This window comes from Paracoccus sphaerophysae (genome assembly GCF_000763805.1).
In the GTDB taxonomy this organism is placed as follows: Bacteria; Pseudomonadota; Alphaproteobacteria; order Rhodobacterales; family Rhodobacteraceae; genus Paracoccus; species Paracoccus sphaerophysae.
Genome location: NZ_JRKS01000084.1, coordinates 1 through 10,806, shown reverse-complemented (window position 1 = coordinate 10,806; position 10,806 = coordinate 1). Strand labels below are relative to the sequence as shown.

General features: G+C 69.5%; 10 protein-coding genes. 9 read left to right on the top strand and 1 reads right to left on the bottom strand.

The genetic code is table 11. From position 1 onward, the window contains the following. From IC63_RS18555 to IC63_RS15345, 3 genes are all read left to right on the top strand, one after another. Window positions 1–468: YHS domain-containing (seleno)protein (locus IC63_RS18555; protein WP_052042303.1), on the top strand; the 468-nt coding region annotated here is incomplete at its 5' end. A 226-nt stretch (window positions 469–694) separates the two neighbouring features. Next, entirely contained in the window at window positions 695–1,126 is a 432-nt protein-coding gene (locus tag IC63_RS15355; RefSeq protein ID WP_052042302.1) for a CoA-binding protein, read from the top strand. Between the two features lie 244 nt (window positions 1,127–1,370). Further along, the gene (locus tag IC63_RS15345; RefSeq protein ID WP_036722017.1) at window positions 1,371–2,972 is read left to right on the top strand and encodes a 2-isopropylmalate synthase; all 1,602 of its coding nucleotides are present in this window, start codon (window positions 1,371–1,373) and stop codon (window positions 2,970–2,972) included. A gap of 81 nt (window positions 2,973–3,053) precedes the next feature. On the opposite strand, the gene IC63_RS15340 is transcribed toward IC63_RS15345, so the two are convergent. After that, on the bottom strand, window positions 3,054–3,977 hold the full coding sequence (locus tag IC63_RS15340; RefSeq protein WP_084115969.1) for a glycosyltransferase: 924 nt from the start codon (window positions 3,975–3,977) through the stop codon (window positions 3,054–3,056). 211 nt (window positions 3,978–4,188) lie between these two features. On the opposite strand from IC63_RS15340, the gene IC63_RS15335 reads away from it, so the two are divergent. The 6 genes from IC63_RS15335 to IC63_RS15310 are packed head-to-tail and all read left to right on the top strand — an operon-like array spanning window position 4,189 to window position 10,800. Beyond that, on the top strand, window positions 4,189–5,223 hold the full coding sequence (locus IC63_RS15335) for a rod shape-determining protein (protein WP_036722015.1): 1,035 nt from the start codon (window positions 4,189–4,191) through the stop codon (window positions 5,221–5,223). Window positions 5,224–5,233: 10 nt separating this feature from the next. Next, complete coding sequence (mreC, locus tag IC63_RS15330) at window positions 5,234–6,229, top strand: rod shape-determining protein MreC (RefSeq protein WP_052042300.1); 996 nt, start codon at window positions 5,234–5,236, stop codon at window positions 6,227–6,229. Between the two features lie 4 nt (window positions 6,230–6,233). After that, window positions 6,234–6,773, top strand: a complete 540-nt coding sequence (locus IC63_RS15325; protein WP_036722012.1) for a hypothetical protein — start codon at window positions 6,234–6,236, stop codon at window positions 6,771–6,773. Between the two features lie 5 nt (window positions 6,774–6,778). Beyond that, window positions 6,779–8,725 carry a penicillin-binding protein 2 gene (gene mrdA, locus IC63_RS15320; protein ID WP_036722009.1) on the top strand — a complete coding sequence of 649 codons (1,947 nt, stop codon included), beginning with the start codon at window positions 6,779–6,781 and terminating at the stop codon, window positions 8,723–8,725. 10 nt (window positions 8,726–8,735) lie between these two features. Continuing rightward, window positions 8,736–9,878: a rod shape-determining protein RodA gene (rodA, locus tag IC63_RS15315; RefSeq protein WP_036722007.1), complete on the top strand. Its 1,143-nt coding sequence runs from the start codon at window positions 8,736–8,738 to the stop codon at window positions 9,876–9,878. 1 nt (window position 9,879) lies between these two features. Then, window positions 9,880–10,800, top strand: coding sequence for a 2-hydroxyacid dehydrogenase (locus IC63_RS15310; protein WP_036722006.1), 921 nt, complete (start codon window positions 9,880–9,882; stop codon window positions 10,798–10,800). Window positions 10,801–10,806 lie beyond the last annotated feature (6 nt).

Here is a 10,806-nt window from a genome sequence, read left to right as displayed (position 1 = left end):
ATGATCCCCCTGCCCCGCATCGCCACCTTTGTTCCCCGTCCCACCGCGCGCTGGCGCCCCGCCCTTGCCGGCGCGCTGGCGCTGGCGGCGGTGGCCGGCGCGCCGGTGGCCGGCGCCGCGGGCGAGGCCGTGGGCGGCATGGACGTGGTCAGCCTGCGCGACAGCGGCCGCACCGTCGGTGGGGATGGCAGCATCTCGACCCATTGGAAGGGCCGCGACTGGATCTTTGCCAACGAGGCCAACCGCGCCGCCTTCGAGGCCAACCCCCGCGCCTATGCGCCGGGCTTTGGCGGCAACTGCCCGGTGAAGCTCAGCGAAGGCCAGAAGCAGCCCGGGCGCCCCGATCTGGCGATCGTGGTGTCGGGGACGCTGTATCTGACCTCGACCGCCGGGGCGCGCGACCGGCTGGCGGCCGATCCGGGCATCATCGCCATCGCGGCGGAACAGTGGAAGCGGCTCGGACGCTAGATTTTCACGTTTTCGGGAAGCCCTATGGAACTTCGGAGGTCTGGTGCACATTTACATCACGAACACGGACCACGGAACGGTCCTGTTCAGATCACTGTCCCTCGTTCCGCGACTCGCGCCCGGTCCCGTACCGGGCGCTTTTTATTTCAGCCTCTCTCGCTGCGGCCTTGCGGAACGCGGGCCGCCCCGCGGTCGTTGTCGGGGCAGAACGAAAGGACGCTTCGTCATGGCCCAGCCCGACATCCGCAAGATCGCCGAGACCACCCGCACCATCGCCGTCGTCGGGCTGTCCCCAAACCCCGACCGCCCCAGCCACGGCGTCGCGCGGTTCCTGCAGTCACAGGGGTTCCGCGTGATCCCGGTCAACCCCGGCCATGCCGGCCAGCAGATCCTGGGCGAGACGACCTATGCCACGCTCGCCGACATCCCCAAGGATTCGGGCGTCGACATGGTGGACATCTTCCGCCAGTCCGAGGCGGTGCCGGGGATCGTCGACGAGGCGATGGCCGAACTGCCCGACCTCAAGACAGTCTGGATGCAGATCGGCGTGATGCACGCCGATGCCGCCGCCAGGGCCGAGGCCGCGGGCCTGACCGTGGTCCAGAACCGCTGCCCCAAGATCGAGTTTCCGGCCCTTGGCCTGCCGCGCCGGGGCTGAGCGCCGCCCGATCGCGCTTTTTCGGCTTTTCAAGCCCGTTCGCGGCTTTATAGTCTCGGCCATGACCCGGACACTGCCCCTGTTGTCGACCGCCGCCACCAGCCCCCTGCCGGGCGGGCGCGCGGTCGTGCGCCTCCGCGGTCTGCTGCTTCTTACGCTGCGCTGAGCGGGTCCGCCGGGCCGCCGCTCAGATCAGCGCAGCGCCCGGCCAGTCCCGACACGACAGCCAAGGAAGCATCCGCCCATGACCGACCGTCCCGCCGACCGCCCCGTTACCGACCGTTCCGAACCGAACCGGGTCCTGATCTTCGACACCACGCTGCGCGACGGCGAACAGTCGCCCGGCGCCACCATGTCACACGCCGAAAAGCTGGAAATCGCCCAGATGCTGGACGAGATGGGCGTGGACATCATCGAGGCGGGCTTTCCCATCGCTTCGGAAGGCGACTTCGCCGCCGTCTCCGAGATCGCCCGGCAGGCGAAGAACGCGGTCATCTGCGGCCTCGCCCGCGCGCAGTTCCCCGACATCGACCGCTGCTGGGAGGCCGTGCGCCACGCTCGGCAGCCGCGCATTCACACCTTCATCGGCACCTCGCCGCTGCACCGGGCGATCCCGAATCTGGACATGGACCAGATGGCGGACCGCATCCACCAGACGGTGAGCCATGCCCGCAACCTGTGCGACAACGTCCAGTGGTCGCCGATGGACGCGACCCGGACCGAGCGTGACTATCTGTGCCGGGTCGTGGAAATCGCCATCAAGGCGGGCGCCACCACGATCAACATCCCCGACACCGTTGGCTACACCGCCCCGCGGGAAAGCGCCGAGCTGATCCGGATGCTGCTGGAACGGGTGCCGGGCGCGGATGATATAATCTTTGCGACACACTGCCATAACGATCTTGGTATGGCGACGGCCAACAGCCTCGCCGCGGTCGAGGCGGGCGCGCGGCAGATCGAATGCACCATCAACGGCCTGGGTGAACGCGCCGGCAACACCGCGCTGGAAGAGGTCGTGATGGCGCTGAAGGTGCGCCACGACATCATGCCCTTCACCACCGGCGTCGACAGCCGCAAGATCATGGGCATCTCGCGCCGGGTCGCGCAGGTCTCGGGCTTTCCGGTGCAGTTCAACAAGGCCATCGTCGGCAAGAACGCCTTTGCCCATGAATCGGGCATCCACCAGGACGGGATGCTGAAGAACGCCGAGACGTTCGAGATCATGCGCCCGGCCGATGTCGGCCTGTCCGACACCTCGCTGGTCATGGGCAAGCATTCCGGCCGCGCCGCGCTGCGCGCCAAGCTGTCCGATCTGGGATATGAGCTGGGCGACAACCAGCTCAAGGACGTGTTCGTACGCTTCAAGGAACTCGCCGACCGCAAGAAGGAGGTTTATGACGACGACCTCGTCGCGCTAATGCAGGACAGCGCCGCCAATACCGGCAGCGACTTTCTGCAGGTCAAGAAGCTGCGGGTCGTCTGCGGCGGCGGAGAGCCGGCGATGGCGACGCTGACGATGGTTGTCGGCGACGCCGAGCGGACCGAGACCCGGCAGGGCGACGGCCCGGTCGACGCGGCCTTCAACGCCGTCGATGCGATGTTCGACCACCAGGGCGTCCTGCAGCTGTACCAGGTCCACGCGGTGACCGAGGGAACCGACGCGCAGGCCACGGTCAGCGTGCGGATGGAGGAAGCGGGCCGGATCGCCACCGGCCAGTCGGCCGACACCGACACGATCCTCGCCTCGGTCAAGGCCTATGTCGGCGCGCTGAACCGGCTGAAGGTGCGGCGCGAAAAGACCGCGCCGGACAGCGATACCAAGTCGGTGTCGATGTATTCGCACTGACCAGCGACGGCCGTTCCATGATGTGGAACGGCCGCACGGCCCGCGCTCGCCGCCCGCGTTCCACATGGCGGAACGGGCCGCTCAGCGGTGATGGCTGGCGGCCGCCGTTGCCACGAGCGCCGGGCGGGCGGCGGCGGCGATGTCGCGCAGCTCGGCAAAATCCTGCGGCGTCAGCCACGGGAAGCGGGCCGCGAGCTCGGACCGGAATCCCGCCTCGTCCAGCGGGGCAAAGCCGGGCGGCAGGCGGTCGAGATCGATGGGGCGCGAGTCCGAGGGCCATTTCAGCACCAGCGTGCCCGGCGGCCCGCGATCCACGATATGGGTCATCCGCCGGGCGACCGAGAAATGCCCGATCACGAAGATCGACCGGCGCGGATCGCGCAGCCTGACCGCCAGCCCGGCGCCGAGGAACGGCAGGTCGTGGCGCAGCGGGATGACCGGCCGGTCGGGATAGACCGCGACGGACAGACCGTTGGCCATGCTGATCCCGAATTCGGGCAGGTCGGCCATCCGGTCCGCCAGGCGGCGCAGGCGCGGCACCGCGTCCGATGACAGCGCGTCATCGTCGTCCAGCCGGAACTGGATCAGGTTGCGCCCCGCCATCGCCGTCATGTCCTGCAGCAGCGGCCCCAGTCCCCGGTTGAGGTCACGGTCGGCGACGACCTCGAGGTGCAGCGTTTCGGATTGCGCACACAGGTCGCGAAGCCGCGCCATCCAGTGCGGCGGCAGCTCGGGCGAGGTGATGACGACCATCACGAAGCGCGGATCGTCCTGCGCCAGGATCGAGGGCAGGCAGATCCGCTCGAAGGCCGCGAAGCGGGCGGCGAGGCGCGCATCGTCAAACAGCAGCCGGGCGCGATCCTGGAACTCTGCCTCGTCCGGCCGGCGCAGCCGCAAAGCCGACCAGTCGCTTTTGCCCAGGTAGGAAAAGCGGCAGAATCCGGCGACAAGGTCGGCCCATCGTCCTGCGCGGCCTGCGTCGTGCCGTCCTGCTTTGCCGTTCATCCCTGCCTGACCCACCGCTGCCCCGACCCGTTCCAGCCGGCGCGCAGGCTAGCCGTGGGGCGGGGTTCGCGGCAACGCGGAACATGGCGCTGGGGCCGAAAAGCTCTTTATTCGCTGGAAGGTGCGGCCTATATCGACGAACGGCCACGCAAGCGAGTCGCAGTCAAGACCAAAATCCGGCCGCGGGACAGGCAGACAAGGAATTACGGCAATGGCATTCGGCGGTCTGTTTTCGACCGATATCGCGATCGACCTGGGGACCGCGAACACGCTCATCTACGTCAAGGGCAAGGGCGTCATCCTGAACGAGCCCTCGGTCGTGGCCTATCACGTCAAGGACGGCAAGAAGCAGGTTCTGGCCGTGGGCGAGGACGCCAAGCTGATGCTGGGCCGTACCCCTGGCAGCATCGAGGCGATCCGCCCGATGCGCGACGGGGTCATCGCCGACTTCGACAGCGCCGAGGAAATGATCAAGCACTTCATGAAGAAGGTGTTCCGCCGCACCTCGTTTTCCAAACCGAAGGTCATCGTCTGCGTGCCGCATGGCGCGACCCCGGTGGAAAAGCGCGCCATCCGCCAGTCGGTGCTGTCCGCGGGCGCCCGCAAGGCCGGGCTGATCGCGGAACCGATCGCCGCGGCCATCGGCGCGGGGATGCCGATCACCGAGCCGACCGGCAGCATGGTCGTCGACATCGGCGGCGGCACGACCGAGGTCGCGGTGCTGTCGCTGGGCGACGTGGTCTATGCCCGCTCGGTCCGCATCGGCGGCGACCGGATGGACGAGGCGATCGTCAACTACCTGCGCCGCAACCACAATCTGCTGATCGGCGAACAGACCGCCGAGAAGGTCAAGACCTCTATCGGCACCGCGCGGATGCCCGATGACGGGCGCGGCGCAACGATGATGGTGCGCGGCCGCGACCTGCTGAACGGGGTGCCGAAAGAGGTCGAGATCACCCAGGCGATGATCGCCGAGGCGCTGGCCGAGCCGGTGCAGGCGATCTGCGAGGCGGTGATGATCGCGCTGGAGGCCACGCCCCCCGATCTCGCCGCCGACATCGTCGACCGCGGCGTGATGCTGTCGGGCGGCGGCGCCATGCTGGGCGAGATGGACCTGGCGCTGCGTGAACAGACGGGCCTGATGATCTCGCTCGCCGACCAGCCGATGAGCTGCGTGGCGCTGGGGACCGGCAAGGCGCTGGAATACGAAAAGCAACTGCGCCACGTCATCGACTACGACAGCTGAGGCCGCCTGAATGGCGCGCCGCAGCCATGACTACGCCACGCCGGTGCGCCGCATCCTCGTGGCGCTGCTGGTGCTGTTGCTGCTGGCGGTGTTCCTGTTCTGGCGCATCGACAGCCCGCGCGCCGAACGGATGCGCGCGGCCTTCGTGGACCGATTCGTCCCCTCGCTGAACTGGGCGATGGCGCCGGTGACTGCGGCCAGCCGGATGGTGGCCGGCTTCCAGTCCTATCAGCGCCTTTACGAGCAGAACCAGGAGCTGCGCCGCGAATTGCAGCGGATGTCGGCGTGGAAAGAGGCGGCCGTCCAGCTGGAACAGGAAAACGCCAAGCTGCTGACCCAGGCCAACGTGCGGCTGGACCCGGCGCTGACCTCGGTGTCAGGCGTGGTGATGGCCGATTCGGGCACCGCCTTTCGCCAGTCGGTGCTGCTGAACCGCGGCACCCGCGACGGCATCCTGGACGGCTGGGCGACGATGGACGGGCTGGGGCTGGTCGGCCGCATCTCGGGCGTGGGAGAGACCACCAGCCGGGTGATGCTGCTGACCGACCCGTCCTCGCGCCTGCCAGTGACGATCCAGCCCTCGGGGCAGCGGGCGTTGCTGACCGGGGACAACACCGCGCTGCCCTATCTCGATTTCATGGAAAGCCCGGAAAACGTGCGGGCCAGCGACCGGGTCGTCAGTTCCGGCGATGGCGGGCTGTTCCCGCCGGGCCTGCTGGTCGGGCAGGCGGTCGAGACCAAGGACGGCCGGATGCGGGTGCGGCTGGCGGCAGATTACGGGCGGCTGGAGTTCCTGCGCGTGCTGCGCAGCCACCCGGCCGAGCAGCTGGCCGATAACAGCGCGCTGATCCCGCCGCCGCCGCCCAGCTTCATCGGCCCGCCGCTGCCGCCGCGGCCGGCGCCTTCGCCGCTGGCCGCCGACCAGGCCGCCGCCGCGGCGACCGCCGCGCGCCCCGCCGTGTCGCCCGCCCCCGAGGCCGACCGCGAACCGCAGGCCGAGGACTAGGCCCATGATCGCCGCGCCGCGCCAGCGCCAGCTGATCGGCCAGTCGCTGTATGTCGCGGCGGGGCTGGCCCTGATCGTCGGTGCGCTGCTGCCGCTGGCGCCGGGCCGGATCGGCTGGGCCGGGCCGGACTGGCTGGCGGCGCTGACGCTCGCCTGGGTGCTGCGGCGCCCGGAACAGGTGCCGGTGCTGATTGTCGCCGCGCTGATGCTGGCCGCCGACATCCTGCTGATGCGCCCGATCGGGCTGGGCGCCGCCATCGCCGTCGTCGCGACCGAGGCCGCACGACGCCGGGCCGAGCCCTGGCAGGAACAGGGGTTCGTCGCGGAATGGGCACGGGTGGCGATGCTGATGCTGCTGATGGTGCTGGCCGACCGGGTCGCCCGGGCGTTGTTCGTGATCCCGCCCGTGCTGGCGCCGATGCCGCCTTTGGGGCAGGATATCCTCAGGTTGATCGCCACCGTCTTCGCCTATCCGGTCGTGGTGGCGGTGACCCGCGCGCTCGGCCTGCGCCGCGCCGCGCCCGGAGAGTTGGAGCTGGTCTGAGAGCGATGAAGAAATCCGCCCGCGAGATCGTCGATTCCACCCGCTCGATCACCCGGCGCGGGCTGATGCTGGGCGCCATCCAGGCCGCCGTGGTGGCGACGCTGGGATGGCGGCTGAAGACCATGCAGCTGGACCGGGCCGATGAATTCCGGCTGCTGTCGGACGGCAACTCGATCAAGCTGCGGCTGCTGCCTCCGGCGCGGGGGCTGATCCACGACCGCAACGGCGTGTTGCTGGCCGGGAACGAGGCGAATTACCGCGCCACCATCACCCGCGAGGAAGCGGGCGACGCGGCCGCCGTCATCGCCCGTCTGCGCCACCTGATCCCGATGACCGACACCGCCGTTGCGGCGCTGCTGGCCGAGATCGGCCGGCGCAGCGCGATCACCCCCATCGTCGTCGCCGACCGGCTGACCTGGGACCAGTTTTCCTCGATCGCCGTCAACGCCCCTGCCCTGCCCGGCGTCAGCCCGGAATCGGGCCTGTCGCGCAGCTATCCCCGCGCCGGGGATTTCGCCCATGTGCTGGGCTATGTCGGGCCGGTGTCCGATTACGACCTGTCCAAGATGGAAAATCCCGACCCGGTGCTGATGCTGCCCGAGTTCCAGCTGGGCAAGCTGGGGGTCGAGGCCAAGCTGGAAACCCAGCTGCGCGGCAAGGCGGGCACCCGCCGGGTCGAGGTCAACAGCGCCGGCCGCGAGATGCGCGAGCTGGAGCGGATCGAGGGCGAGCAGGGCGAGACCGTGCAGATGACGCTGGACGCGGCGCTGCAGAACTTTGCCATCCAGCGGCTGGGCGAGGAATCCGCCGCCGCGGTGGTGCTGGACGCACAGACCGGCGACATCCTCGCCAGCGCCTCGGCCCCGACCTTCGATCCGAACCTGTTCGTCCGCGGCATCTCGGGCGCCGATTACCGGGCCCTGATGCAGCATGACCACCGGCCGCTGGCCGACAAGACCGTGCAGGGGGTCTATCCTCCGGGGTCCACCTTCAAGATGGTGACGCTGCTGGCCGGGCTGGAATCGGGGCTCATCAACGGCGGGTCGCATTTCTACTGCCCCGGTTACACCACCGTCGCCGGGCGCCGCTTTCACTGCTGGAGCCGGGGCGGTCACGGCTCGGTCGGCCCGGTGCAAAGCCTCGAGCGGTCCTGCGACGTATTCTATTACGAGTTGGCGCAGAAGATCGGCATCGACCGCATCGCCGACATGGCCCGGCGGCTGGGGATCGGGGTCCGCCACGAACTGCCGATGTCGGCCATTGCCGAAGGCATCGCCCCCGACCGGGCCTGGAAGAAGGCGAAATACGACCAGGACTGGCAGGTGGGCGACAGCCTGAACGCGTCGATCGGCCAAGGCTATGTGCTGGCCTCGCCCTTGCAGTTGGCGATCATGACGGCGCGGGTGGCGACCGGCCGCGCGGTCGAGCCGCGGCTCGTCCGGGCGGTGAACGGCACCCCCGTGCCGGTGGCCGAGTTTCCCGAGCTGGGGCTGGCGGAGGCCAACCTGAAGATCGCCCGGGGCGGCATGGACGCGGTGATGAACGGCAGCCACGGCACCGCCGCCAAGTCGCGCATCGTCGCGCCGGAATGGCGGATGGCCGGCAAGACCGGCACCAGCCAGGTCCGCAACATCACCGCCGCCGAACGCGCCCGCGGGGTGATTTCCAACGACCAGCTGCCGTGGATCCGGCGCGACCATGCGCTGTTCGTCTGCTATGCCCCGGTCGAGGCGCCGCGCTATGCGGTCTCGGTCGTGGTGGAACACGGCGGCGGCGGGTCGGCCGTCGCGGCGCCGATCGCCCGCGACATCCTGCTGTTCGCGCTGGCCGGCGGGCTGCCGCCGCTGGACGCCTATCCCCCCGGCCAGCGCGGCGCGGTCGAAGAGATGCGGGCCCGGATGCGGCTGCTGCCGGCCCCGGTGGCGCAGGCCAGCGGCCGGGCGCGGGCGTGAGAGGCCGAGCATGAGCAGCTATCTCGACTATAAATCCGAACAGACCCCCACCGGCTGGCGCAAGATCCTGTATCTGAACTGGCCACTGGTGTTCCTGCTGACTGCGGTCGCCTCGGCCGGGTTCCTGATGCTGTATTCGGTGGCCGGCGGCCGGGCCGAGGTCTGGGCGCAGCCGCAGATGGAACGCTTTGCCGTCGGGATGATCGCGATGATCGGGCTGGCCTTCGTGCCGGTCTGGTTCTGGCGCGCGATCTCGGTGCCGGCCTATGTCGGCTGCGTGCTGCTGCTGCTGGCGGTGGACGTCTTCGGCCACAACGCGATGGGCGCGCAGCGCTGGCTGCAGGTCGGGCCGATCCGGCTGCAGCCTTCCGAGATCACCAAGATCGCGCTGGTCCTGGTGCTGGCAGCCTATTACGACTGGCTCGACCTCAGCCGCGTGTCGCGGCCGCTGTGGGTGCTGATCCCGGTCGTGATGATCCTCGTGCCGACGGCGCTGGTGGTCGTGCAGCCCGACCTTGGCACCTCGATCATGCTGCTGGCGGGGGGCGGCATCCTGATGTTCGTGGCCGGTGTGAGCCTGTGGTATTTCGGCGCGGTGATCGCCGCCGTCGGCGGGCTGGTCTTTGCGGTGCTGGAAAGCCGCGGGAAAAGCTGGCAGCTGCTGCACGACTATCAGTATCGGCGCATCGACACCTTCCTTGACCCCACGACCGACCCGCTGGGCGCGGGCTACAACATCACCCAGGCCCAGATCGCGCTGGGGTCGGGCGGCTGGTCGGGGCGCGGCCTGATGCAGGGCACGCAGAGCCGGCTGAACTTCCTGCCCGAAAAGCAGACCGACTTCATCTTCACCACCCTGGCCGAGGAGTTCGGCTTCATCGGCACGATCAGCCTGCTGTCGCTGTATGCGCTGGTGATCGCCTTCTGCATCCATTCGGCGCTGACCAACCGTGACCGCTTTGCCAGCCTGCTGACCCTGGGCGTCGCCGGCACGTTCTTTCTGTATTTCGCCGTCAACATGGGGATGGTGATGGGGCTGATGCCGGTGGTCGGCGTGCCGCTGCCGATGGTGAGCTATGGCGGCACGCAGCTGATGATCCTGCTGATGGCCTTCGGCATCGTCCAGTCCGCCCATGTGAACCGGCCGCGCTGAGATGCGGGCCTTCTTCGCCGCCCCCGCCGTGCTGTGGGACGACTGGGCGCCCGCTATGCGCGCCGCCTGCCCCGAGCTTGACCTGCAGCGCGAGGGCGACCCGCAAGGCTTCGACGCGGTGCTCTATGCCCCCGGCTATCCCGAGGATGGCAGCGCAATGGATTTCGCACCCTTCACCAGTGCCCGCATCGTGCAAAGCCTGTGGGCGGGGGTGGAGCGGATCGTCGGCAACGCCACGCTGACCCAGCCGCTGTGCCGGATGGTCGATCCGGGGCTGGCGCAGGGGATGGTGGAATACTGCACCGGCTGGGCGCTGCGGGCGCATCTGGGAATGGACCGCTATGCGCAGGACGGGGTGTGGCGGAACGAGATCGTGCCGCCGCTGGCCGCGGAACGCTCGGTCGTGGTGCTGGGGACCGGAGAGCTCGGCGCGGCCGTCGCCCGCGCGCTGGCCGGGCTGGGGTTCCGGGTGACGGGCTGGTCGGCATCGGGACGGCCGGTCGAGGGGATCGCGGTGCTGGGCGGCGAGCGGCTGGACGCGGCGCTGGGGCGGGCCGAGATCCTGATCTCGCTGCTGCCCGACACGCCCGGGACGCGCGGGTTGCTGGACGCGCGCACGCTGTCGCTGCTGCCGCGCGGGGCGGTGCTGATCAACCCCGGCCGCGGGACGCTGGTGGTCGAGGACGACCTGCTGGCGGCGCTGGATGCGGGCCGGCTGGGTCACGCGGTGCTGGACGTGTTCCGGACCGAGCCATTGCCGCCCGCGCACCCGTTCTGGGCCCATCCGGGGGTGACGGTGACGCCGCATGTCGCGGCCGAAACGCGGCCGTCCACGGCGGCGACGGTGGTTGCGGACAACCTGCGCCGGGCGATGGCGGGCGAGGCGCTGCGCTATCTCGTCGACCGCGCGCGGGGCTACTGAGTTACC

Bases quoted from the DNA above. Each gene is read 5' to 3' on its own strand.
- IC63_RS15325 (WP_036722012.1), top strand. From the start codon at position 6,234: ATGATCGCCGCGCCGCGCCAGCGCCAGCTGATCGGCCAGTCGCTGTAT.
- IC63_RS15310 (WP_036722006.1), top strand. From the start codon at position 9,880: ATGCGGGCCTTCTTCGCCGCCCCCGCCGTGCTGTGGGACGACTGGGCG.
- IC63_RS15335 (WP_036722015.1), top strand. From the start codon at position 4,189: ATGGCATTCGGCGGTCTGTTTTCGACCGATATCGCGATCGACCTGGGG.
- mreC (WP_052042300.1), top strand. From the start codon at position 5,234: ATGGCGCGCCGCAGCCATGACTACGCCACGCCGGTGCGCCGCATCCTC.
- IC63_RS15355 (WP_052042302.1), top strand. From the start codon at position 695: ATGGCCCAGCCCGACATCCGCAAGATCGCCGAGACCACCCGCACCATC.
- IC63_RS15340 (WP_084115969.1), bottom strand. From the start codon at position 3,977: ATGAACGGCAAAGCAGGACGGCACGACGCAGGCCGCGCAGGACGATGG.
- rodA (WP_036722007.1), top strand. From the start codon at position 8,736: ATGAGCAGCTATCTCGACTATAAATCCGAACAGACCCCCACCGGCTGG.
- mrdA (WP_036722009.1), top strand. From the start codon at position 6,779: ATGAAGAAATCCGCCCGCGAGATCGTCGATTCCACCCGCTCGATCACC.
- IC63_RS15345 (WP_036722017.1), top strand. From the start codon at position 1,371: ATGACCGACCGTCCCGCCGACCGCCCCGTTACCGACCGTTCCGAACCG.